16 protein-coding genes are annotated in these 26,281 nt (G+C 45.7%); 4 read left to right on the top strand and 12 right to left on the bottom strand.

Features of this window, described 5'->3' with window-relative positions; genetic code table 11:
- Positions 1-41 precede the first annotated feature (41 nt).
- The 4 genes from WCK19_RS07900 to WCK19_RS07915 all read right to left on the bottom strand — a co-directional run bounded on the left by WCK19_RS07900 (position 42) and on the right by WCK19_RS07915 (position 4,858).
- Positions 42-779, bottom strand: coding sequence for a hypothetical protein (locus tag WCK19_RS07900; protein WP_342396832.1), 738 nt, complete (start codon positions 777-779; stop codon positions 42-44).
- A 157-nt stretch (positions 780-936) separates the two neighbouring features.
- On the bottom strand, positions 937-2,712 hold the full coding sequence (phaC, locus tag WCK19_RS07905) for a class I poly(R)-hydroxyalkanoic acid synthase (protein ID WP_342396833.1): 1,776 nt from the start codon (positions 2,710-2,712) through the stop codon (positions 937-939).
- A gap of 25 nt (positions 2,713-2,737) precedes the next feature.
- Positions 2,738-3,931 carry an acyl-CoA dehydrogenase gene (locus WCK19_RS07910; RefSeq protein ID WP_342396834.1) on the bottom strand — a complete coding sequence of 398 codons (1,194 nt, stop codon included), beginning with the start codon at positions 3,929-3,931 and terminating at the stop codon, positions 2,738-2,740.
- Between the two features lie 156 nt (positions 3,932-4,087).
- Positions 4,088-4,858: an SDR family oxidoreductase gene (locus tag WCK19_RS07915; RefSeq protein ID WP_342396835.1), complete on the bottom strand. Its 771-nt coding sequence runs from the start codon at positions 4,856-4,858 to the stop codon at positions 4,088-4,090.
- A gap of 304 nt (positions 4,859-5,162) precedes the next feature.
- On the opposite strand from WCK19_RS07915, the gene WCK19_RS07920 reads away from it, so the two are divergent.
- The gene (locus tag WCK19_RS07920; protein ID WP_342396836.1) at positions 5,163-6,020 is read left to right on the top strand and encodes an SDR family NAD(P)-dependent oxidoreductase; all 858 of its coding nucleotides are present in this window, start codon (positions 5,163-5,165) and stop codon (positions 6,018-6,020) included.
- Positions 6,021-6,114: 94 nt separating this feature from the next.
- Here WCK19_RS07920 and tatA read toward each other — a convergent pair whose 3' ends face one another.
- Both tatA and WCK19_RS07930 read right to left on the bottom strand, forming a co-directional pair.
- Positions 6,115-6,396, bottom strand: a complete 282-nt coding sequence (gene tatA, locus WCK19_RS07925; protein WP_342396837.1) for a twin-arginine translocase TatA/TatE family subunit — start codon at positions 6,394-6,396, stop codon at positions 6,115-6,117.
- A gap of 91 nt (positions 6,397-6,487) precedes the next feature.
- Positions 6,488-11,824: a hypothetical protein gene (locus WCK19_RS07930; RefSeq protein WP_342396838.1), complete on the bottom strand. Its 5,337-nt coding sequence runs from the start codon at positions 11,822-11,824 to the stop codon at positions 6,488-6,490.
- A 1,327-nt stretch (positions 11,825-13,151) separates the two neighbouring features.
- Here WCK19_RS07930 and WCK19_RS07935 point away from each other — a divergent pair.
- The 3 genes from WCK19_RS07935 to WCK19_RS07945 all read left to right on the top strand — a co-directional run bounded on the left by WCK19_RS07935 (position 13,152) and on the right by WCK19_RS07945 (position 18,422).
- Positions 13,152-14,408 (top strand): sulfite exporter TauE/SafE family protein, encoded by a 1,257-nt coding sequence (locus WCK19_RS07935; RefSeq protein WP_342396839.1) that lies wholly within the window; start codon positions 13,152-13,154, stop codon positions 14,406-14,408.
- 20 nt (positions 14,409-14,428) lie between these two features.
- Entirely contained in the window at positions 14,429-14,641 is a 213-nt protein-coding gene (locus tag WCK19_RS07940) for a heavy-metal-associated domain-containing protein (RefSeq protein ID WP_342396840.1), read from the top strand.
- 175 nt (positions 14,642-14,816) lie between these two features.
- On the top strand, positions 14,817-18,422 hold the full coding sequence (locus WCK19_RS07945; protein WP_342396841.1) for a heavy metal translocating P-type ATPase: 3,606 nt from the start codon (positions 14,817-14,819) through the stop codon (positions 18,420-18,422).
- A gap of 93 nt (positions 18,423-18,515) precedes the next feature.
- On the opposite strand, the gene WCK19_RS07950 is transcribed toward WCK19_RS07945, so the two are convergent.
- The 6 genes from WCK19_RS07950 to recG form a co-directional block, all read right to left on the bottom strand.
- The gene (locus tag WCK19_RS07950; protein WP_342396842.1) at positions 18,516-18,779 is read right to left on the bottom strand and encodes a glutaredoxin domain-containing protein; all 264 of its coding nucleotides are present in this window, start codon (positions 18,777-18,779) and stop codon (positions 18,516-18,518) included.
- An 83-nt stretch (positions 18,780-18,862) separates the two neighbouring features.
- Positions 18,863-19,198, bottom strand: a complete 336-nt coding sequence (locus tag WCK19_RS07955; protein WP_342396843.1) for a rhodanese-like domain-containing protein — start codon at positions 19,196-19,198, stop codon at positions 18,863-18,865.
- Positions 19,199-19,477: 279 nt separating this feature from the next.
- Positions 19,478-20,170 (bottom strand): response regulator transcription factor, encoded by a 693-nt coding sequence (locus WCK19_RS07960; protein WP_342396844.1) that lies wholly within the window; start codon positions 20,168-20,170, stop codon positions 19,478-19,480.
- Between the two features lie 13 nt (positions 20,171-20,183).
- Positions 20,184-21,359: a M20 family metallopeptidase gene (locus WCK19_RS07965; RefSeq protein WP_342396845.1), complete on the bottom strand. Its 1,176-nt coding sequence runs from the start codon at positions 21,357-21,359 to the stop codon at positions 20,184-20,186.
- A 15-nt stretch (positions 21,360-21,374) separates the two neighbouring features.
- A complete protein-coding gene (locus WCK19_RS07970) occupies positions 21,375-24,206 on the bottom strand; it encodes a DUF2298 domain-containing protein (RefSeq protein WP_342396846.1) in 2,832 nt (943 codons plus the stop codon).
- 77 nt (positions 24,207-24,283) lie between these two features.
- The coding region (gene recG / locus WCK19_RS07975; RefSeq protein WP_342396847.1) for an ATP-dependent DNA helicase RecG at positions 24,284-26,281 on the bottom strand (1,998 nt) is incomplete at its 5' end.

The raw sequence follows: 26,281 nt of genomic DNA on the forward strand, positions 1-26,281 counted from the left end.
CCAAATTATATTATTTTTAAGTCTTGCTACGGGTAATGTAATTAGCGTTTGGTTGGTGAAGGCAACGGTGTAGAGGTTGGTTTGATATTAGGGGTAATATTATCATCCAGACCGGGTGGTACGGTTGGCTGTATAGGAACAGTGGGGGTTGGTACTAGGAAAGGGGCTTCGGTTGCAGGGGGTTGGACTATCACGTTAAGCGTCGGAAACAAGCTTACAGTAGTAACATTTGCTTTATTCCCAGAACCCACTTGATTAGCCGGATTAGTTAGCAAGATTGTGATAGTTGCGACTATAAGAATTAGAATCACTGCACCGACAGCCAGCACCCATGTGCGAGGGCGATCCACCCATGATATTTTTGTGGGTTGGTGCGAGGGTTCTTTCGGTAAGCTTTCATCCCAATTTAATTCGGACGAATCAAAAGCGTTATGGAGGGCATGTTCAAATGCCTCCAATCCCGGATAATATGGTTCTTGTTCTCTTACAATTTGCGCCAAAGCCTTTGCTTGTGGAAAGAAACCCTGCGAAAATGCTTTTCTTGCCAGTTCATAGAAATAGGCTGCCCCAAAGTTTTTATCCGATTCATCTTCCTGAATTTCTTCTCCGGTCTGCTCTTCACTTTTTAGGCGCAATAAATTATCCAGTTCTTGCTGCCATTTGCTCAGGAAACGCTCGTAATCCGAAATTTTTTGTCGTAATATAGCCCGCTCATCGGTATTAGAGGTTATTACTAATTTTCTCTCCGCTTCACTCACAAGCGTGTAGGTTTCTTCCATGAAACCTTTTAACTTATGAATTTCCCCCAGTATGGATTCACTTGACATAATATTAATTGAAATTCAAATTAACTTGTAAATTCCGTTTTTTGAAACAACTACCCTAAAAGTTAGTCCCCCCTTTATTTCCAAAAGGAGGGATTAGTCAGCGGGCTATTTATCTTTCTAATACGTAGGTGCCGGGTGCCGCACATATGGGCGGGTTACTCTTGCTGCCCATTGGCGGAGGAGATACCTGCTCTCCGGCGCGAGCTTTTAGCCATTCTGCCCAGTCAAACCACCAACTGCCCTGTTGTGGCTGCGCTTTATTGAACCAATCATCTGCTGTTTCTGCGCTTTCTTCGTTAGTCCAATAGCCTCGCATTTTGGAAGGAGTGTTTATGATACCGGCTATATGACCACTTGAACCAACTATAAAACGCTTTTTACCGCCAGCCAGCTTGGTAATACGCCATGCAGATTTCCAAGGCACAATGTGATCTTGTTGCGTACCTACCGCATAAACGTCCTGAGTGATTTTACTCAGGTCAATAGGCACACCTTTAAGCTTGATTCTGCCGGGCTTAACCAGGTTATTCTCAAGGTAGGTATTGTGCAGATAGTAAGAGTGTGCGGCGCGAGCCATGCGGGTTCCATCGGCATTCCAGTACAGCAAATCAAAAGCTGGAGGCTCTTTTCCTAGCATGTAGTTATTGATTACGTTGCTCCAAATCAGGTCGTTAGCCCGCAAAACATTGAACATTGATGCCATCTCTTTGCTGTCCAGATAACCACGTGCCATCATCTGCCCTTCAATGAATGTGACATACTGCTCGTCAATGTAAACCGAAGTATCGCCCACTTCTTCAAAGTCCTGTAGCGTAACAAAGAAGGTGGTGCAATTAACAGTATCATCGCCGATAGCATTTAGATACGGCACGGTCATGGAAAGTAAAGTACCGCCGATACAATAGCCAACAGTATTGATTTTATCTGTTCCGGTTATCTCTTTGATAACATTAATAGCCGTCAATGGTCCCATTTCAAGGTAGCCCTCAAGCCCTATATCTTCCATTTGGGCATCCGGGTTTTTCCAACTGATTACAAATACGGTGAAACCTTTATCTACTAGGAACTTAATCAGGCTGTTTTCGGGCTGCATATCAAGGCAATAATACTTGTTAATCCAAGGCGGTAAAAACAAGACGGGGATGGAATAGACTTTTTCGGTAGTAGGCTTGTACTGAATAATTTCCACCAATCTGCTACGATGGATTACCTGACCGGGGGTAATAGCTAGGTTAACACCCGGTTTGAAGGCATCGGTATCGGTCATTTTAATTTGACCAGTTTTGACATCTCTAAGCAGGTTATTCAAACCATCTACTAGGTTTTTGCCGCCGCTTTTAATCGTTTCATGAATAACTTGGGGATTGGTGAAAAAGAAATTGGTAGGGCTAATTGAATCCAGAAACTGGCGCAAATAAAAGGTAATTCGCCGCTTTTGCTTATCGTCAAGACCCTTCAAGCTTCCTGCGGATTTCAAAAGGGTGGTTGCGCCAAGCAAATAGGTTTGCTTCAAAGCGTCATAAGCGATATTTTGCTGCCAATCCGGTGAGTTAAAACGCTTGTCGCCTTTCTCCGGTTCAACCGCCGGTCCTGTGGGTTGTCCCCACATTTTCATCAATGTTGCTACCATAAGTTGGTTATATTGCTGTAAATAATCGGTATAATTTGCCCATACTTTGGTTGGGTCGCTAAACATACTTGTCCAGAGTTGCTGCATCGAATGCATGATTTCAGCAGGGTCGAGCGGTAATAGCTTACTATAGGGGTTTGCCTCCCATAGCTGATCAATCATTAGCATCCAAGGATCAGGTTGGTTACTTTGTCCATTAAGGTTAGGTATTTTAAAGGTCTGTTCGACCAATTTAGTCCAATCTTGAGGTTGCATTTTTTATGTGTTGCTCCTATAAATATTAGGCGAAAGCGTCCATTCCGGTTATCGCCTGTCCGATAATAAGGGTGTGTATATCGTCAGTACCTTCATAAGTGAAAACAGATTCAAGGTTGTTCATATGTCTGCTAATCGGATACTCCAGCGTTACGCCATTAGCACCCAAAATTGAGCGGGCTTCGCGAGCAGCTTTGATTGCTTCGCGCACGTTATTGCGTTTAGCAATGGAGATTTGCACAGGATGTAAAATGCCTTCATCCTTAAGCCGTCCCAGTTGCAGCGAAAGTAATTGTGCTTTGGTCAGTTCCGTTGCCATAATCGCCAGTTTTTGTTGTACCAATTGGAATCCGGCGATAGGCTTTCCAAACTGAACCCTGGTTTTGGCGTACTCCAATGCGGTTTCGTAACAGGCACGCATCGCCCCCATTGCGCCCCATGCGATACCAAAACGGGCTTCATTCAAGCACGAAAGCGGTCCTTTCATGCCTTTAACGTTGGGTAAAACATTTTCTGCCGGTATGCGGCACTCATCGAAATGCAATTCGGAGGTAACAGAGGCACGTAGCGAGAGCTTATGCTTTATGTCGTTAGCGGTAAAACCGGGAGTGCCTTTTTCCACTATAAAGCCGCGAATCCCTTCAGCGGTTTTAGCCCACACCACCGCTACATCGGCGACACTACCGTTAGTAATCCACATTTTGCTGCCGTTCAAAACATATTGATTTCCATCTAAACGGGCGTTGGTGTGCATACCGGAAGGGTCACTACCGAAATCCGGTTCGGTCAGACCAAAACAGCCGATATATTCGCCGCTTGCCATTTTTGGGAGGTATTTTTGCTTTTGTTCCTCCGAGCCATAGCTGTAAATGGGGAACATCGCCAGCGAACCTTGCACCGATACGAAAGAGCGTATCCCGCTATCGCCCGCTTCTAGTTCTTGACAGGCGATGCCATAGCTCACCGCGTTTAACCCGGCGCAACCGTAACCATCCAAGTGCATTCCTAGCAACCCTAATTCGGCGATTTCAGGTATTAGCTCACGCGGAAATGTGCCGGCTTCGAAATGTTCACCGATTATCGGGTTTACTTTTTGCTGTACAAAGTGCCGCACTGTATCGCGTACCATGCGCTCTTCTTCGCTAAGAAGATGGTCGATATTATATAAATCGGTGGCAGCGGGCATTGGGGTTTTAGGGGTAGTGACTTTGGCAGCCATTTCTATTTTTACTCCTCCTGATACCCGGACAATTTAAGGTTAAATTTTCCTACTTCCTGCAAGAGCTTGCTAAAGAGTTAGCTCGTTAGCTTGCTCATTTCCACAATTATAAGCGCTTCAAGTAACTTTAACAAGTATAGACCCGGAAATATTGCGTTATGGCAATTTGCTGGTCGCCGACCACCCACCATCTATCATCAGAGTGTGTCCGTTTACCATCTGTGCGCCTTCTGATACCAAAAACAGTAATGCTTTGGCTAAGTCAATTGGTTGCCCAACCCTTCCGGTAGGGATTACGCCCTCCCAATGGGCTTCGTAATCAGGGTTATCTTGCAAGTTCCGTTCGTTAAGTGTCGCGCCGATACCCAAAGCGTTTACCGTTATTCCGTAATTCCCAAGCTCAATTCCCAGAGTTTTTGCCATATGAATGAGTCCGGCTTTGGTTATGCCATATGCTGAGAAATTCTGAACTGCTTGTACTCCGGTAACTGAGGTTGAGAAGATTATGCGACCCCCCTTACCTTGTGCAATCATCTGACGGGCGGCAGCCTGCGCCCCAAAATATGAACCTTTCAGATTTAACGCCAGCAGGTTATCCCACATCGTTTCGTTAGTTTCAAGAAAGGGCGCATTGATGGTAATTCCGGCGTTGGCGGCTAGTATATCAAGCTGACCCCATAGCTTAACCGCTCTGGATACCAATTCATAGTTAGCGTTAACGTTAGTTAAGTCTGTCTCAAAGGATTCAATTTGACCGCCTGTTGCTCGAACCTTTTTAATTAATGACTCTACCCGTTTTGCCTCACCGTAATGAGCGGCTAAAATAAAAGCTCCTGCTCCGGCAAGAGCCTCTACCATAGCTGCCCCGATTTCACGATTTGTGCCAGTCACAATCGCGACTTTATTTTCTAACTCTAGGAATGCCATCGGTTCTTTCCTCTACTTGAACAATCAGGTTTTGCCTTCGTTGGCTCATAACGTTTAGTTAGTTGCTGTAGCCTGATTTCTTGCATTTATAAAAGGCTGTATTGCATAATGGGAAATTATTACGGTAGAAAAAAGCAGATTGTGTTGACTTTTACACAAAATGTAGCTCACTTCCAGATTATAAACATTTATTATTAATTTCGGATTAATAATAATGGCTTGGCAATAGCTATAACTAACAAGCTCATTAGGTACATTCTAATTATTTATCTCTAAGGGAGATATATGTTAAGAGGGTAAAACTATGCAGAATTTTGCAGGCAAAGTGGCAGTTATTACCGGGGCAGCCAGCGGTATTGGAAAAGGTTTGGCAGAGAAATGTGTTAGAGAAGGTATGAAGGTAGCGCTGGCTGATTTTGAAGAACAAGCTTTGCAGCAGACTGTCACAGAATTGCGCGTTTATGGAAATCAAGCCATTTTGCCTGTAATTGTAAATGTTGCAAAAGAGGATGAAGTTTTAAACCTCGCCCGACAAACTATAGACGAATTTGGTGCAGTAGATTTGCTTTTTAATAATGCCGGAGTAGGGGTTAACAAACCGGTCTGGGAATTTACCCATGCGGATTGGGAGTGGGTACTAAGCGTTAACTTGTGGGGTGTTATTAATGGTATCCATGCCTTTCTTCCATTGATGCTCAAACAAGAACAAGAAGGCTACATTATAAATACCAGTTCGGTTTCCGGTTTGACCTCCGCGCCTTATATGGCTCCTTACAATGTCACCAAACACGGAATTGTAACTCTATCTGAAACGCTGTATATAGATTTGCAGGTAGCGGGTTATAAGCATATCAAAGTATCAGTGCTTTGTCCCGGTTTTGTAAACACCCGCGCTTATGATGCCGAGCGCAACCGCCCACCTGAATGGCAAAATCCTTCCCGTGAAATTGCGCCTGAAGAAGTACAGCGCTACGAGATGGGGCGCAAAGCCCTTGAAAAGGGGATGGCTCCTTCTGAAGTTGCAGAGAAAACCTTTGCTGCGATTAAGGAAGAGAAATTCTATATTCTCACTCATCCGCACTTTAATCCGGTAATCCAAATGCGTATGGAAGACATTTTACTGGGGCGTAATCCGATGTCTGCTAGACCTCAAGGCATATAAAATCAAACAACCGATACAAGCGCAAAACTGCCTTTTGTATCGGTTGTATTTTATTGGTTTAGCTTGAACAAAAGTCGATATGCCAGTTGTAGCCCTAAACTTGCACTCGTTTCCGAATGACCCGCTCTTCGATAATTTCGAGTGAGCCATCTTCGCGTTTCCCTTCGCGCTTGGTTACAACCACTTCTTCATCATGTGCAATATTGCTGCTGACGGCTACGAGTTTGTTTTCCTTGAGGGTGCTGGTTTCCTCTTTGAACTCGCGGATGCCTTTACCGAGCGACTTTCCGATATCGGTCAGACGATTTGCGCCGAACAATAATATAATTATAAGAAGGATAATTACCCATACTATTGGTTTATCAAAAGCGAACATTTCATACCTCCGAATATATTATGTGAAATAATTGCTGAATATTGATGAAACTCAGGGAGGGATTTCTCCCCCCTGAATTGCATAGGCGTGATTACAACGCTGAGACCGCGATTGAGGCGCTAGGCTTCGAGTCGAATGAAGTGTTTGCATACCCAACCGTAGTTGTACCGACGGCAGGATATGTTTTGGTATAACCTACCACGTTGTTGGCGATTACCCGATAGAAGTAGGTAGTCCCCGCGGTAACAGTGGTATCAGTAATGGTATAAGTTGTTGCTCCTACAGTTCCCACAGTTGTCTTCGTAGCGAAATCCCACGAAGTAGATCTCTCAACGGTAAAACCAGTAACGTTTTTAGCAAGACTTGTCCAGTTCACTACCACTCTTCGACCCGGCGCTGGGGACGCTGGATAAGCGGTAGCAGTAGCAATGGGAGCGTCTGGAGCTACCCCAAAGATGATAGGGCGCATCATATCGTTCTCTTCGTGACCCAACAGGTGACAGTGCCACGTGTACTCCCATCCAAAGTTAATCTTATCGTTAGTAACCGGCGCCGGCAGGTTATTAGGATCTACACCGGTAAATCCCATAGTTCCGCCAACTTTTTGGGTAGGATCCAATGTACGAACGCTGTTGGGAAGCCCACCCCAACTAGCGGGTAGTGTTTGTGCATAAGGTCGCAAAGCCACAATACAGTCTTCCAATGGGTTCATCCTCACGGTATCCTTCCAGCCCAGTTCATTGTCTTCCGGCGGCCTCATCGCACCGTCCCAGCCTACTCGGTTGAGCAACTGTACTGTCATCAGGTGGAAGTGGATCGCGTGTGTATCTACGCCATTATGCGTGATCTTCCAGATTTGGGTCCCATCTTCCGCTGAACCAATCGGTTGGGTGAAATTAGGGTTTTTGATGATTTCATTAGGCGGATCAATGAAAGCATTCGGGAGCGTCGTCTGGTTCACTCCGGTGGTGTTCGGAATTTCAGACCCCAAGATTGCATTCATCCGACCGTATTCTGTCTCGAACAGTTCCTGAATAGCTTTTGGCTCCAGATTCATAGTCAGGTTGTTTTGAGCTATCACCGCAATATTGTTAACCGCTGTCGCAGTGACACCTCCAGTCGGTGCTGGATCGAAGGTAACCGTCGGTTCACTTAAGAACCCACCACCTCCATTAGTAATGGTAACAGATGCTACCGTGCGGTCGTGCGCCCACACTGCCACAGCCGCCGCGCCACCACCGGTGGTTGTACCAACAGCACGGGTGAAAGTTACAGTCGGAACTGAGGTATAACCACTACCGCCGGTAGTAACATTTATTCCCGCAACCGAGGTCGGTGCAAGTTGAACAGTAGGGGCTACTGTGCCGGTACCACCGCCACCGGTGAAGGTTACAGTTGGAACTGAGGTATAGCCACTACCGCCACTTGTTACAGTGATGCTGGCAACCCCACTAGCCATTACAGCTGTTGCAGCCGCGCCGCTTCCACCGGTACCGCCATTATTAAAAGTTACCGTTGGAGTAGTAGTATAACCCCTACCTGCATTAGTAAGCGTAATAGTAGCAACCGCACTTGCAACAGTAGCCGTTGCAGCCGCGCCCGTTCCGCCGCCACCGGTGAAGCCGACTGTTGGAGTTCCAGTATAGCCCGTGCCACCGTTTGTAACCGTAAGACTGACTACTGCATTAGCGATAGTTGCCGTTGCAGCCGCGCCTGTTCCACCGCCACCGGTGAAGCCGACTATTGGAGCGCTTGTATAACCTGTACCTGGGTTAGTAATAGTGATCGCGGTTATTCTACGACCAGTTACTGTAGCCGTTGCAGTTGCACCGGTGCCACCACCGCCGCTGATAGTTACAGTGGGAGTCCTGTTATAATTATTACCACCGTTTCCAACAGCTATACTGGCTACAACACCAGAGACAGCAGCCGTTGCGGTTGCGCCTGTTCCACCACCACCGGTAATGTTTATAGTTGGAGCGGAAGTATAACCAGTACCGCCATTGGTTAAATTAAGTGTAGTGACTCTACGAGCTGTTGTTGCAGTAGCCGTTGCTGTAGTCCCACCACGTGGAGGAGCAGATACGGTTATAGTTGGCGCCCTGTTATAACCACTGCCACCGTTCGTAATAGTAATTCCGCTTAATGAACCACCAGATGAGAGTGTTGCAGTAGCCACAGCACCGCTTCCACCGCCACCGGTGAAGCCTACTGTTGGAGCCGAAGTGTAGCCGGTACCGCCATTGGTTACTGTGTAAGTTTGCACTTTTACCGAGGTCGGAGAAAGATACGCAGTTGCCGCTGCACCGCTTCCGCCCCCGCCGCTGAAGCCGACTGTTGGAGGTTGGGTATAACCTGCGCCACCGCTCAGCAGTTTGAAGGAACCAATCGCCGTAGTCCAGTTCATATTGGCAACCGCCGTTGCGCCTAAACCATTGCCTCCGCTAATTTTGATATTTGGAATATCAATATAGCCTGAGCCACCATTAGAAACCGGAATAGCAGAAACCACATTGTTATAGACGCTATGTTTAGTGTCTTGGATTCGGACACCAGCATCTGCCGGGATATTCAAGCCATAAGCATTACTATATTTATTGTTCAGGACAATGATTTTATCCTGTGACTTGGCGAATGCATCAGCCAACCTTGTTGTGAAGGTAGGGAGCTTTGTCGTCGCATATGCCGCCGCGGGAGTAGTATTATTAACCCGAATTTGCATAATGGTGCGAGTATTGGGACCAAAACCGGGCTTTGTCGTAGGCGCACCACCAGTACCATCACCAGCCAACGAGTGATCTGGCGCGCCGGTGTAATAGTCATTGCGTGGGTCGAAAGCCGGAACCGGAGCAGGTGCATCATTATAAAGAATCAGGGTTTGTCCGGCAAATTGGGAAAAGTCAATAATAGTATCGGCGCGTTCGGCAGATCCCATAAACAGAGCTTTTTCAAGCACGTTTAGCACCACGATACTCCGGCGGTTGTAGTCATAACCAATCGGTCTATTCTGGATTGTTACAGGTGCAGGCAATAAACCGCCTTCAGTACCGAATTGGATAAAAGAAGGACCCACATTAGCCGGATCAGGAAAGCCCCCCTCGCGTCCATCGGGTGTAGGCCAGCCTGCGGGCCACGAACCAGGCGTAGCTGGAACCATACCAACTTCAGTCGGATTCGTGTACACAGTAACGGTGGCAACAGCATTTACGCCTCCACTAGCCTGAGGAGCGGAAATCTTTACTTGTGGGTTGTCGAGCGTGGTATATCCACTGCCCGAGCTTACCAAAGTGATGCTGACAACAGGTCCGCCAGTAACAGTATCCAGCGTAGCGGTTGCGGTTGCGCTTTTGGTAGCTCCATTAGGATTAGCAGATATAGTAACAAACGGTGCCACTGTATAGCCTGCACCCGGATTAGTAATATTGAAGCCGGTAACAGCTCCAGTTGCATCTATGGTAGCCGTTGCGGTAGCTGTGACACCGCCAGCAGTTAAAGGAATAGAAGGATCGGAAATGGTTACAGTTGGGGCTGTAGGATAACTTTTACCTGCAAAGCCCACGTTGATAGCGCCAACCCCAAAGGACACTACAGCTTTAGCTGTTGCGGCACTACCACCAGCAATAGGAGCATCTATAGTAACGGTAGGAGCAGCTTGATAGCCACTTCCAGCAGTTGTAAGAGTAATGCTACCCACAATCCCGGTGGCTTTGTAAAGCTGAAGGTTGAGGAAGCGATCATTACAAGCGTTCAAAATCAAGAAGCGATAAGCCTTCGGATCAACAGTTATATAAGGGTAAGCCTGACCGTTGACTATCGGAGTGTCCATAAAGCCTTCTGGCACTATCGAAGGGGATTGCTTCGTCTTAGTCGCATCAAGGGGAAATCCCGGAATTTCCGGTGATGAACCGACTACAGCGGCATTATAATAAGGATTTGCAATTGGCTTATTTGCAAGACCGGTAAATGGAGGCCAGAACCACGGCCCGTAATCCCAGCGTCCCATTGCGTTCGCCCCGCTAGGGTCATAGGGATTCTGGTTCGGCATATATACATGGGGGAACCACAAGTCATTTCGAGTTGCATCAACCGTCAGGGTTTGTCCGGTCGCATCAGTAGTAAAGGGCCAAGTAGGGTCAAGTTTAGCAATAGTAGTTGGATCAATAAAGGTTTTGTCCTGAATTACCAGCGGCACTACATCGGTAATAGCAGGAATCAACCCATCTTTCACCATTCCACTTATATATGGATCTTGTAGCAAGTAGCCTGCTGCTTCACCGGAATACACGTTCAGACGGGTAATGCCATAAGCGTGGTCGTGATAGAACATCAAGCGTCCACTTTGCTGGTTGGTCCAGTAGAAGGTAAGCTCGCCGTCACCGATGGGTGGCAAGCCGGCGGCTGGCATATCGGGAACATACTGTACGCTGACACCCTTGGTCAAGGTTGTAGAAGTTTCACCAACCGGAACCGTCCACTGATGGGCAGTACCATCGCTGATCCATGGAGTATTACCGCCGTGCAGGTGAAGTGTAGCGCGGTTCTGGGTATAAATGCCGGCGGTGGTACCGGCATTGTCGTAACCGCTTCCGGCACCCATCACAGTAGTATCAACCGGGATAAAAAGATTGCCGCCTGAGCCGGTAGGCAATTTATTTACAAATTTGATGCGAACTGGTTTCCCATTCGTTTGACCATTCAACGGATTATTTGGGTCAAGCGGGTCATTAATTACAGCACCTGCAGGGTATTCCGGAAAGTAACGATTGGCAAGAATCACCGGACCAAGGTAATGAGGGGTGGTTGTAACCGGATTGCCTAAGAGGTCTGTGAGGGGAACATTATTTTTATCTACGGTATTTAGCTGCACATAGCCGCGCAACTTGGTTTTACCCAACGAGGAATGGAATTGACCTTCATATTCAACCAAACCGATTTCATAATAATCGGAATCGGCATATGTGGTGGTATCAGGAGCTGCAATCGGGAGATAGTTTCCGATACTATTAGCGCCGAAACCGGGACCAACGCCTTTAAGCGAGGTCAAGCCGGGCAGCGAGTCGACAAATTTAGGAATTATTGGACTCAAGGCATAGTTAGGGGTATCACCGAAGTAATCAGGGATACCGCCGGGGATGGGAGAGGCTACGGTGGCGGTGGCAGCCTGTATAGTCATCCCATTCGCGTTAACACCTGACAAACCTGAGCGGTAGCTAGATTTCTTTGGTTTATAGGAAGCCGATAACTTCCTATCTGCATGCGTAACTCTACGCTTCAGTAAATACGGCAGGTGACTAGTATCATACATACCCATAGTAGAAGAGGTCTGTGCATATGCTGTCTTTGCAGGAATTGTAAAGTTCCCCAACCTCGTAACAGCTAATGCGGCGCCTGTTGCCCCCAATCCTATTACAAACTTTCTCCGCTTCATACAATACTCCTTACATGTCACTTTTTTGCCTAACAACTTGAGAGGCAAGAGCGGGAAATACGAGCTAACTAAGAATAAATTGGTAATTTGCTACATTAATTAAGTTTTATTTTTTAACTACCTGAGAATAGGCAACAAAAAGTCCAGAGTACATCAAGCTGGATGAACCCGATAAGGCGTTACCTATTCTTTGAGCAAATGAATACTCTGCGACTATGCCAACTTCTGCAATAGTCAAATGCAGTATTACTATTAGATTGGAATGATAATCAGGGGAATTAGTTCTTAAGTGTCATACTATCTAGCTACCAGTGCGAGCAGATTAGTTCCACTAAAATAACAATTCTTTTTGCCTCCAGCCTTTTTAAGGCTCTAACAGGAGACAAAGCCCTATAACATACGTTCGGTAAAGATTTCTCTCTACAGGTAAATAATTTTGTTAATCCTAGATAATATTATATAAATATATTTTTCCTAGTCAATTTAAGATTAGTAATCTTAGAATTAAATGAGAAAAATAACAAAGCCTTTAATTTTAACTATTCTTTTACCATTTTTAACTATTTATTTACTTGCCTAACCGTTTTATACTTAGTTTGTGCTAAACTAACTAGTTGCGATTGGGTAGATAAGCAAGCATGAAAAAGAACTAGCTTCCGGTAGGCGGAAAATAGCTCAATTAAGTTCAAATATAGGCATTTAATAGGGCGTAGCAACAGATTATCAGGTTCAAAGTGCGTCCGTTTTGCCAGATTCGGACCAAAATATAACTGGGCTGTGCGCTATTACCGCCAGCCGAAGAACTAGATTGGAGGGTTATTTTATCAATAATACAGGCAAACTTCTTTAGATAAAAATGGGTGCAAAGCTTTGCTCTTTAGCTTCAGCAGGTGAAATTTATTACTATGGTAAAAATACTGGTGTATATTTGCTTATTTTATATGAATAAAAATTAATTTTTCCAATTACTATATAGAAACTTGACTAAAGCGTTTGCTTTTATATAATGATTCTAGCAGTAGGCAGGGTTTTGTAGGGTAAATCCTTACAGAAATGTGGGGGATTTAATTACCTAGCAGAAAATTAAAACTAAAAGCATCACCGTTTAATAATATTTAATTAACTCTTATAGTTTGCCCAGAGCTTCACATCTGTAAGTAAATTTCCGGTACTATAAGCTATCTAGCCTAATAATCCGCTTGATTTTGCCTGTTGGCATACTTTGCTGAAAAGGATTATTTGTGGTTTTTGCTCACAATATAGAGCGTATAATCTAAAATCAAAGCTCGTCAAAGCTTTGCCGATAACGAAACAAGTGAGTTTATCAATGGCAACAGAATTTAAAACAAAAATTATAGAACAGACCGCTATTCAAACACACTCTCCAGAATTATCAATAAAAGCCAAAACTAATACACCCCTTCAATTGGGCAAGAATACCAACAGAAATGCAAGCATAATAATAATGGTACTACTCGGTGTGGGATGTTTGGCTATTCTTGCTTTACCTTTGATTTTTAAGGTTGATAGTATTGCTTCATTTTCAGATGTGGGCAGCTTATTGTTGGTCTTTTTAACGGGACTAACAATGGGAGGTCTATCTTGCTTGGCAGTCCAGAGCGGTTTGCTGGCAACTTCAATAGCGCAGCGCGAGCAAAACCGCCAAAAGCTTGCTAAGAAAGATGGCGGGCATGCCGTGAATATTCTAGTGTTTCTTATAGGTAAGCTGACTGCCTATACCTTGCTAGGCGGAGTATTGGGTTGGGTTGGCTCTTTGCTTACTATGACAAATACAATTCAGGGTATAATAAACCTACTGGCGGGTTTATTTATGCTGGCAACTGCTTTAAATTTACTCGAAGTACACCCTATTTTCCGGTATGTGATGATACAGCCGCCGCGCCCGGTAATGCGCTATCTGCGCCGTTTTAGTAAGAACGATGATTTCTACACAACCGCTATACTTGGTACCTTAACCGTATTGATTCCCTGCGGCACTACCGTAGCTATGGAAGCGTTGGCGATAAGCTCTGGCAATGCGATTAACGGCGCACTGATTATGGGCGCATTTATTCTAGGCACTACTCCAGTATTCTTTACATTAGGCTATTTCGCTTCACGGTTGGGGGCGGCATTGCAATCCAAATTTATGAAAATAGCAGCGATTGCTATTATCCTACTATCCCTTTTCTCAGTTAATAGCGCATTGAACCTGCTAGAATCGCCGATAAGTATCAACACTATTACCGCTTCAATCTTTCCGAACAACAAAAGCGTAAATGCAGTTGGTACAGCCTCCGCCGCTATTCAAGAAGGCGATTATCAATTAGTAGTTATCAAAGTGGAAGATGAAGCCTATGTCCCCAATATAGAACGGGTTAGCAGCGGCAAACCGATTCGCCTTAGATTGGTAACAAATAACACAACTGGCTGCACGCGCTCGTTCACTATTGGAAGTTTTGGCATCAGGAAAGTTTTACCTATTACTGGTCAGGTAGATATTGACCTTCCGGCACAAGCGCCCGGAGTTATTCGCTACATATGCAGCATGGGCATGTATTCGGGTAAATTAACTGTAGTTTAACAAATTGGTAGGTGTTGTAAATGAAGAAATTGAAGCTTCAAATAGAAGGAATGCATTGCACTAGCTGCGCTTTGCTAATAGATGAAGAATTGGAAGAATTACAAGGTATTTTCCAATCGAAAACCAACTATGCGCGGCAGCTATCCGAAATCCAGTTTGACGAACAGAAAATGGATGAGGCTACAATTATTAGCGCAATATCCCAAGTTGGTTACAAAGCCAAAGTTCTATAATATAATTGGGTTAGCAAGTCTGAATCAAAGCTGAGTGTTAAACAGCCACTGACAAACTTGGAAAAGGTCAGTGGCTGTTGCAGTTATATATATAATAAATTTACATATAAAAATTTTCAAGGACCAAAAATGAATTTGCATGGTCAGCCCTTTTCTCTGAAAGTGAGGTTATAAAATGTCTGAGCTTCTTAACAGGCACTCGGATGTATCCAATTCAGACGAAAATAATTTAGATAACACAAAATCTACTATAACAATGACCCTAGAAGGGATGACTTGCGCCAGTTGTGTGATACGCATTGAAAAGAAATTGAAGAAAGTACCCGGAGTGCTGGAAGCAACCGTCAACCTAGCCACTGAAAAAGGTACTGTCTCTTTTGATTCGCAACAGGTAGGCATTACCGAATTGGTTAAAGCGGTGGAAAATGCCGGTTACAAAGCTACTCCTTTGGAAGAAGAGAAACCTACACCAATTACAACCGCTGTAAAGATAAATGATAAGCCCTTAGAAACATTAGCACAGCATAATTCTGTCGAGTTGGAAATTGAGGGGATGACCTGTGCTAGTTGTGTGGCACGTATTGAGAAGAAGCTGAAAAAAGTTGAAGGAGTCGAGAGCGCGGCGGTTAATCTTGCTACTGAACGTGGAACTATTCTTTTCGACACAAATAAAGTAAATGTACCGCAACTAATCAATGCCATAGAAGCAGCTGGCTACCGGGCGCGTTCGGCTGAGCAAGAAGTTGCGGTACAGCCAACTTCGATTGCTGCCCCGATAGTGAAAAAGACATCTGCTACTACCGATGAAGCTCCGTTAGAGCAAGACAAAGATACCCAACGCCGCCAAAAGGAATTATTACGCCGCAGAAATCAGCTTATTTATGCTTTCGCAGTGACAATCCCGATTTTTGCCATCAATATGTTCGGGATGAACTGGATTAGCAACGCCTTTTTACGAGACGTGTTTCTATTTATTTTAACTACCTTGGTATGGGGCGATATTGGTTGGGAATTCCATAAGGTTGCTTTGAAAACTGCTCGCCATTTCTCCGCCAATATGGATACCCTAATATCATTGGGTTCAAGCGCCGCTTATTTTTATAGTGTATGGTTGCTTTTCTTCGGAAACAAATATGCCAGCGATGGTGGAATGTCGATAGGACCGAACGGCGGAGAAGCCGTAACCTATTTTGAGACTACTGCACTTATCATAACTCTGATATATTTGGGCAAATACCTTGAGTTGATGGCGCGGAGTCGTACTAGCGATGCCATCCACAAACTCATGGGCTTGCAACCCCGAACCGCAAGAGTAATCCGAAATGGTCAGGAATATGAGTTACCGCTGGCTGAGGTGGTAGTTGGTGACTTATTGCTGGTACGTCCCGGCGAAAAGATTCCGGCGGATGGTATCGTTGAAAAGGGCAACAGCAGTGTTGATGAGAGTATGCTCACTGGCGAAAGTATTCCGGTTGAAAAAGAACCGGGCGATATAGCTATCGGGGCTACAGTTAATCAGAACGGCTTATTATGGGTTAGAGCCAATAAAATAGGACGGAATACCGTACTTTCCCAGATTATCAGGTTGGTAGAACAGGCTCAAGGCAGTAAAGCGCCTGTACAACGACTTGCCGACACCATCAGCGGTATATTTGTACCTGTGATTATTATTATTGCGCTGCTCAGTTTTGCAGGTTGGATGCTGACAGGACACAATTTTCAGGCGGCTTTACTTCCGGCAGTCGCCGTGCTGGTAGTGGCTTGCCCCTGTGCTTTGGGCTTGGCAACTCCTACGGCTATTATGGTTGGAACTGGCGCTGGGGCAGATCAAGGTATTCTTATAAAAGGGGGCGAAAGCTTAGAACGCGCCCGCAATATCAAAGCGATTATTTTTGACAAAACAGGCACTCTTACCAGAGGTAAGCCGGAAGTAACCGGAATTGTAAAACTTGGCGCTCTGGATGAAAACGCCATTCTAAAGTTTGCGGCGCAAGTCGAAAAAGGTAGTGAGCATCCGCTGGGTGAAGCGATTGTACGAGAAGCAAAAGCCAGAGGTTTTGAACTTAATACACCTGGCGCAGAACTGCAAAATTTCCAGAGCTTCACCGGCGCAGGTGTAAGCGCAAATGTTTCCGGGCGCACCGTATTGGTGGGTACTCGCCTCCTTCTGGCACAGCACGAAATAGCTCTTATATCCTCAATCGAGGAAAAAATGAGTCGCCTTGAAAGCGAAGGGCGCACGGTTATGCTTGTAGCCGTTGATGGCAAACCGGAAGGACTTGTAGCGGTAGCAGATACAATCAAATCCACCAGCGCTGAAGCCATCACCGAACTCAAAAAAATGGGCATAGAGTCGGTTATGATGACTGGCGATAATCAACGTACCGCCGAAACCATTGCTAAACAGGCTGGTATTGAAAGAATTTTCGCAGAGGTACGCCCGGCAGAAAAAGCCTTAATGGTGCAAAAACTGCAAGCCGAAGGTAAAACCGTGGCGATGGTCGGAGATGGTATTAACGATGCTCCGGCTTTAGCGCAAGCTGATATAGGGATTGCAATTGGAACCGGAACCGATATTGCGATGGAAGTCGCCGATATTACCCTGATACAGGGAGATGTACGCGCCGTGGCAACCAGTATTGCTTTATCCAAAGCCACTATGCGTAAAATCAAGCAAAATTTGTTCTGGGCTTTCTTTTATAACTTATTGCTTATACCGCTGGCAATCTTCGGAATTATTAACCCGATACTGGCGGCAGGCGCTATGGCAATCAGCAGTGTTACGGTGGTAACAAATTCACTGTTGCTCGGTCGTTTCCGTAGCAAATTTGCCTTGCCCTTGAACAATAAGGAGAAAAAGGCACGCCGGATTCTACTGGCATGGCAAGCAGGGTTAGTAGCGGCAATGCTTGGGTTGGTGGCATTAATTTCATGGCAAGCTTATACCACCTATTTTCAATCCTCAACTCCGGTATCGGGTATGGCTAAACCATCAGCTGGCATGGGTATGGGTGGCACCAATGCTCATTATTCGGCAAATTTCCAATTGGGTGACACTTTTATCCAAGTGGATACCTTCCCGGAGAAACCGCAACCGCTACAGCCTGCGCTAATTATTATGCGCTTGACCAATGTAAAGACAGGAAGAGCCATAACAACCGACCAAATTGAGCCGGTTAACAGCAAGCTGATGAACTTAATTTTGTTAGACAAAGACTTGAGTTTCTATCAACACTTGAGTCCAGAAGGAGCCAACCAAGGACTTTACACCTTTACGGTTAATTTTCCACTATCAGGGCAATATGCCTTGTTCGATCAGATTCAATTGAAGAACGGGCAACAGATATTCATTCGTCATGATATTACGGTTGGGGATGGGCAGGAAAATGCAGAAAATGCACAATCCCAACAGCTTATCCAGCAATTTGGCGATTTGAAGGCTACTCTTATGTTGTCAGATATGCTGAAAGCCGGAGAGGCTAATCAAATTGCCTTCACCTTTGATAAGGGCGGTATGCCGTTAAATGACCTCACATCTTATCTTGGTGAAACGGCAACTATGGTGGTTATACCCCAAGACGGTAAAAGCTTCCAGCTAGTCAATGGGCAGATTTCCAAATTGGAAGATATGTCCAGTATGGGTATGCAAGGGCATACGATGTCTGGTTCTGCCTTACTCTATAATCTCAAGTTTGATAAACCCGGCAATTACAAATTCTGGATGGAATTTCAATACGGAGGCAAAGTGCAAGTATTCAGCTTCATGCTGGAGGTAGAGTAAATATTTCCCCAACTATGGAAGTTGGGTAGAAATAAGAAAGGAACTGATTTGCTTTATCAGTTCCTTTTTTTGCTTATTAAGCAGTCAAGCGGATTAAACCAATACCGCTAATTTCTCTGCCAATTCTTTATTGGAAGGCTCAACCATTATCGAACCATCGGGGAAAATAATGGTTGGTACGGATTGCATACCGTTGTTATGAGCCAGCACAAATTCTACTGCGTCCGGGTCATTAGCAAGGTCAACCCATTTGTAAGAAACCTTGTTAGCCTCAAAAAACTGTTTGGCACGTCGGCAATCACTGCACATAGTTGTACCATACATTACGATCTGATTATTTTCTGAATTATTTGCCAACTTGAACCTCTTTCTGATTTTAATAACCGTGTAATAATAATAATTTATAAATAAAAAGCCGAATTATTTTAGCATGACTAATGCTATTTTTGCACCGGAAGCCCTGCCCAAGCCCAATTGCTCATTCCACCTTTAAGGTCGGCTACTTTGTTAAAACCGGCAGCAGCCAGTATATTGGCAGCGTGGTTGCTTCGTGCGCCACTTTGGCAAACCACGATAATTTCCTGATCCTTTTCACCTAAAGTATCTAACTTGCTGCTCAATTGACCAAGTGGGATAAGTTTCGAGCCTGCGATATGCCCCATCGCATATTCGTAAGATTCACGAACATCAATCACAAGCGGGTTGTTCTCACGGATGCGCTGCTCTCCCTGCTGTGGGGTAATAGCTTCGAATGTTAATTTTTTTGTACCAAACATTAGTATTATTCGCTCCAATATTAGATAAGTGTGATTAATCAGACTTACTTATCTTAGCAGGTAGATTTTAAGAAACTTTGAGGCAAGTATGAAGAAACCTTAAAGATATTGCCGATATTAGATAAAAATCGCCTTTTGCAGCTCTTATTTCGCAAGATTCGATAGGTTTTATGGATAGAAAAGGGCTTATAAATAGTAAGACGAAATCGGGTGGAGGTTTAGGTAAAACATCTTTTCTCTCTACAAACTGCCTTAGAGATTAAGGTGAGCAAGTCTTTGCTATCCAACAATTACAAGTTTGTAGCCAGTTCCCCTAATGGTCTGAATCTGGGCAGAACTTCCCTCAAGTTTGTCCCGCACATGGGCTACATGCACATCAACCGTGCGAGTATCGCCAAAATACTCGTAGCCCCACACAAGGTTCAATAAGCGGTCGCGATCTAACACTATTCCTGTGTTTTGTGACAGAACTTTAAGCAAGTCAAATTCTTTAGCGCGTAATTCGATTAATTTACCATTGACAGTTACTTCATGTCTGGCTAGGTCTATTCGGGTATTACCCAATTCGATAACAATATTTTTTTCATTCAACGGATCGGTGGTATGGTCGGAACGCCTTAAAACTGCTTTGACTCTGGCAATTACCTCGCGAGGGTTGAAAGGTTTTGCCATGTAGTCATCTGCGCCCAACTCAAGCCCAACGATAGTATCTACATCATCGCCTTTGGCAGTTAGCATGATAATGGGGGTATTGCTCTCTCGCCTGATTTGGCGGCAAACCTCGTAACCATCCAGTTCTGGCAACATCAAGTCGAGCAGTATCAAAGCCGGATTTAGCTGTTTGTGTAAACGCAACGCTTCCCGCCCATTAAAAGCCACCTCAACATTATATCCTTCGTTACCCAGATAAATTTTAAGCAATTCGATAATGTTGCGTTCATCGTCCACCACAAGAATTGTCTTGTCTGCCATAATTTACAAACTCCTATCCTAGCAACTCTAGCGCGGTTCGCTCCAATACATCGGTTGCGGTATGAAGTTGGCTGATTTCGACTTTTTCATCGGTAGTATGCGCGTCTCTCAAAGCGCCGGGTCCAAAGACGGTGGAATGTTGGTTTCCGGTAATAATTGCCAGCATCGCTGCATCGGTATATGCCAGAAAGCCCTGCTTTTCGGGCGCATTTCCGGTTACAGTAGTGTACGCCCTTTCAAACGCTTTAAGCAACGGAGAATCAGGGCGACATTCGACAGGGTGGCGCAATTCGGTGGGAGTGGTCAGTTCAAAACTCACTCCGTATTTCTCCGCCGCTTTGTGCCCTATTTCTTCAAGATAGCTGATTATTTCATCGCTGCTGATAATAGGGGGGACGCGCATATCAATTTCAGCGTTGCAAATTTCTGAAACAATATTGGTTTTTACTCCCCCCTGCAATTTGGAGACAATTAGTGAGGGCAAGCCCAACAGGGGATGTGCTTTTAGTTTTGCTGGGAAGATTTTTTCTGCCAGTTCATACCATCCAAGCATCGCTTCCGCCATTGCTCGGTTTGCATCCGCGCCGAATTGGGGGTTGGCAGCATGCGCCCCTCGTCCCTTCATTTTGATGGTAAACCAGTAAACCCCTTTATGTGCCACGTTTAGGGTGCAATTGGTAGGTTCCATCGCCAGCAAATAAGCGTTCTCATCAAGCGCGTGTATTCTTCCAATGTGGCTGATGCCTTTCATAGTAGTTTCTTCGTCCACTGTGCAAGCCAATACCAAATCGCCCCGCAATTTTGCGCCTGAATCCTTTATGCGCTGGATGGCTATCATTGCTGCTGCTGTGCCGCCCTTCATATCGCAAGAACCGCGCCCATAAAGATAGCCGTTTTTAATTTCAGCACCGAATGGGTCATAATTCCATTTATCGCGCTCCCCAATTGGTACGGTATCCATATGTGCCATATATACCAACGGCATGGATTCTCCTGCACCCCGTAAGCGTCCTATAACGTTTGCGCGTTTGTTTTCCACCGGCAAGATTTGAACTTCCATGCCGACTTTTTCCATCCATCCCACCATATATTCGCTCATCGCTGCTTCGTTGCCGGTTGGATTCTCGCTGGGGGTACGCACCAACTCACTGGTTAATTCCACTACATCGTCAGGAAAAGTGCGGGTCATAACTACTCCAACTCTTTATTTTAAGGCGTAAATTGTTACACCTTGTTGTTCATAAACAGGTTTCATAAATTGGCGGAATTTAGCAAGTCCTTGTGGACTATATTGGTTATAGACAGATGAGTAAAGCGATGCGCTGGATGTTCCTGTCTCTATTAATCCCACATACACATATTTTACATTGTACTTTGCCAGCAATTGTTTTGCCAATGCTAAATCGCCGGTATCATATATGGTATTAATATCCTTGAAGCGTTGATTTACCTCAGCCGTAGTAGCGGCATTGCCTCCGCGCCATTGCGCTTCATGGGAGAGCCATCCCAGTACGGTAGAATAACCGCTAAAAGTAGCTATGCGTGAATAATTATTCCAATCACCGCCCTCAGCCTCAAGCAGCACGCCCTCAAAATTGGGGTTGCTCGATTTTTGCTGCCTAAGCCAGTCAATAGCATTATAATCGGCGTTGTAGTATTGCGATACCCACGTTTCTCCATCCAGTCCCTTGCGGGCGGCGTACTTGCCGCTCTTTTCGTAGGGACCTAGTATGGGATAAACCAAGCCACAAAGTATCAATGCCAGCAGCCCAAATGCCCATATCCAACGCCATGCTAGGTATTTGCGTTCTTCAAGGCGGGATACCGCTATTAACTCATCCTCAGAGTAATCGAGTTTGCCGGATGTCCCGCCTGTGCTTACACTTGCCAAAGCATGTTCTGGCTGAAGTATATAGCCGATTTCTTCTTCTTCGACTTCAAACGGTGCAAGTCGCCAGAGCCATTCAATAACTCGCCAACTTGCGTATGCCCCTGCTAACCCATACAAAAGCCATGTTTGGTAATAGAATTTGAAGATAGTATTAAAACGCGACTCGAATATATCGCGAAGGTATATTACTTCGATTACCCAGTTTATAACCACTGTCAGCAAGATTAACGCCAGCGCAAAAATATCCGCGCTCCTATGCCGCGCGTAGGGCTTACGGGTTTCGAACCATAGCAGTAATCCGGCAAAACTACCCACTATTACTAGCGGACCGTATAGTTCAAAATGTACCATCCAGCCCAGCAATACCAGCAGAACGGTAGCGATAAGCAGCGCGATTCTCAATTCAAAAGCCGGGCGCATAGGACGAACGGTAACGAGAATTTGCTTTACCAAATTGCCCGCTCCTAACGCTAATATAGGCGCAGAAGCCAAACCAACCGTCAGCGCTACTTCGCGGCTAATTTTTGTGATAAAAAGTAGTTCTGACAGAATAAATAAGCCTACTCCTACCAGCAAAGGCATAAAACTAGCAGGTGAGAGCTTGCTTGACATAATATTATTATCGGTATCATTTTCGTCAAGATAGCGATAGGGTTCTTTCAGGTAAGGATATACTTTGACCAGCAAGAAACTAAGCAAAGGAAAGATGAAGATTCCAAAGACCAAAATATAACCCCATAGCGGTGTGCGATCCCATGCCACTGCGCCGAATAGCTTACCGATGTTGCTGAGAATGGGGATACGATTTACCGGGTCGGGTAATTCTTTCTCACCTACCAGCGAGGTAAAAGTGAGGTGAAATGGAGTGTAAAGCAGCAGCGAAGCCACGCCTAGCCTGAGAGAAAAGCCCAACCAACGCGTTCCCCTTAGCCGAAACTCGTTGCGCGGGATTGTGCCTCCTAACAGCGCCGTGTTCACCAACCCGCCTTTACCCTGTGCATCTATTTCTTCAGCCCCTCGCCATATTTCACGTAGTAACGCCACGCCTACTATCAATAACGTAAAGGTGGGGAAATCCCACGTATTAATGAAATATAGTGCGCCACAGGAAATGGACAATAGCAGGAAATTCAGGATTCCTTCTGGTGTGCGTAAGGTTAGCGCTCCGCCGTCTGTCGGAGATAGTAGCAAATTCAGGGCGCTGGCTACCAGTAGCAGCACAAAGGGTAGCGCCATTACATGCGGGTGCATATCTGCCAGCAAAAAGCTGAACATCGGAAATTCGTTAATGGTCTGTCGCCACTCGTAAGCTCCACCCGTAGAGGGCATATAGTCGTAAATGACTCGCGAGGGACTCCACCACGAAAAAAAGAAAGAACCTGAATTGGGGTCGCGTTCCCCTTCACCCGGTCTCGGCGCAACCAACTGACGAATGACCGAGAGGTTTCCAAGCCAGCATAAGAACAAGCTAGATGTCAGCCCTGCTATAATTGCCGCAAAGCCCCCCTTGTTTCTGATAACCGCTACCAAATTATAAACCAGTCCAAATGCTCCGCTTGCCAGCATTGCCATTACCATTGGGGTACTCAGGTTGAAGGTAATCGAGGGAGCAATGCCGCTCATTTTGGTGAGCAGGGCTATCATGAAGTGGCTGAAATAGTAATAATTGATGTTGTAGCCGCTCATCCAAGGGTCGGCGGGAGGCAACTTATCGTGCAGCGCCATCGAATTGAGGAAAGCAAAATCCCCAAATTTTTCCTGATCGCGGATTTCGGGCATAAACGAGCGCAAATTTACCAGATAGTAATAGGCAAAGATAAAGAACAGTTCGATTATCACCACCAACCAACGGTTGTGGCTGAACCATTCGCCCATTTCGGAGAGCAGTTTGCGCCTATCCTTGAGCAAAAGCCAAATGCTCAGTCCCCCCGGTAAAGCCAGCGTAACCACCCACCCGGTGAGAGAGGTGAACGGTAAGCCTAGCATACCCGCAAACCAGACCACGAAAGAAATTAGCAGCAGTCCCAGCGCCTTGCTAAAAGCGTAACCGCGCTCCGGCAAGTAATGAAAGAAAGTGAAGGCTAGAGGTAGTGTTACCAATCCGATAATTTCAAGCAATAGCAACCAGATGATGGATTCAAGCATATGTATTCAAGTATTCCCGTGATAAAATTTTGGATTTTGGCTACAGGCAAAGGGCTTAACGCCCCTTGTTTCAGTGTTTAACTTAAATCGCCTTCAGTATTCCAAAGTTCCGCTACTTTTCCCATTAATAGCGGATAGTGTGACATATTCGGGTCGAGTTGAAAAAGAGTATTGGCTTCCTCACGGGCTAATTCTAGCAAATCGGTATCGCCCAAGCCTGCCACCCGCAAATCCGGCACACCGCTCTGGCGCGTCCCGAAAAACTCGCCCGGTCCCCGAATTTTCAGGTCTTGTTCTGCCAGAAAAAAGCCGTCATTGCTTTGCTCAATGATTCGCAAACGCTGTGTGCCTGTTTCAGTCAGGTCGTTGCTACCCAGCAACAGGCAGGTGCTTTGCGCCTCGCCGCGCCCCACCCTACCCCGGAACTGGTGCAGTTGCGCCAGCCCAAAGCGATCCGCTCCTTCTATCAATATAACGGTGGCGTTGGGAATATCAATACCCACCTCGATAACCGAAGTAGCCACCAGAATATGCTGCTGTTTCTCACGGAACTCTAGCATTATACGGTCTTTCTCGGCAGGGCGCATCCGTCCATGCAAAAGAGCAAGCTCAAATTCCGGGAAAATCTCGCGCTTTAGTCGCGCATGCTCCTCTATTGCGGCTTTTGCTTCCAAATTGTCCGATTCTTCTACCAACGGGCAGATGATAAATGCCTGATGTCCGGCATTAATTTGCTTGCGAATGAAATCATAGGCGCGTTGTCGTTCGTCCGGCATCACCCACTTGGTTTTTATATCCTTGCGACCGGGCGGCTTCTCCTTGATAACCGATATATCAAGGTCGCCGTATATTGTGAGTGAAAGGCTGCGCGGAATGGGAGTTGCGGTCATCGTCAGTATATGGGGGTTGGTAACATCGGCTTTATCGCGTAGGGTGCTGCGTTGTATTACTCCAAAGCGGTGCTGCTCATCCGTAATCGCCAGCCCAAGCTTGTTAAAAGTAACCCCTTCCTGAATAATCGCGGTTGTGCCAATAACAATATCTACGCTACCTTCGGAGATTTCAACGTAGGTAGTTTCTTTATCTTTTTTCTTGACAGCCCCGCTCAACAGCGCAATACGAGGCGTTAAGCCTCGCGCTTTTGCGGCATCGCTCTCGGCAAACTTGTTAAACAGAGCGGTCAAACCCTTAAAGTGTTGCTCTGCCAATATCTGAGTGGGCGCCATCAACACGCCCTGATAGCCGTTAGCAATGGTTTCCAGCAGAGCGGTTGCCGCTACTACTGTTTTGCCGCTTCCTACATCGCCTTGCACTAACCGCCGCATGGGTTTATCTTTATTCAAATCCGTCAGAATGCTCTGAATCGCTTTTTTCTGGTCATCGGTAAGAGCAAAGGGTAGGCTGTTATACCAACTATCCAACAAATCGTGGTCAGGACGCATTGCTATGGCGGGGCGTTCCTCCTGCCACTCACGCCGTTTGGTCAACACGCCCATCTGAATCAGGAAAAATTCGTCAAATGCCAGCCTACGCCGCGCTTTCTCTCTTGCCTCCAAATCTGCCGGATAATGATAATTCTGAATAGATGCGCTCAGGTCGGGCAACTGCTGGCGGCTTTTTATATCGGAGGGCAAATGATCCGGCACGCTAGGGGCGTATTGATCCACCACATTTTTGATAATGCGGCGGATAGTCGGTTGCTTGAGGTTTCCGGTAAGGCTGTAAACGGGAACAAGTCGCCCGGTATTCAATAATTCCTGCTTGTCGGCAAGCTCAAATTGAGGCGATTTGAAACAGATAGTATTCTCTCGCCGCTCCACCCGTCCACTCAATACCACCCGCACTCCCGGTTTTAGCTGGTAAACCATTTTTTGATTAAAGAAAACACAACGCAGCATGCCGGTTTCGTCAGACACCAACACTTCGACAATTTCCTTGCCGTTGCGGGTGCGCGTAACGGTTTTATCTACGACTTGCACTAACACGCTCTCAACCTGATTGACAATCAATTCGCTGATTTTTCGGAAACTGCTGAAATCTTCGTGGCGAAAAGGGAAATAATACAAGGCTTTCCC

It is taken from the genome of Candidatus Chlorohelix sp. (assembly GCF_037138995.1).
Lineage (GTDB): Bacteria > Chloroflexota > Chloroflexia > Chloroheliales > Chloroheliaceae > Chlorohelix.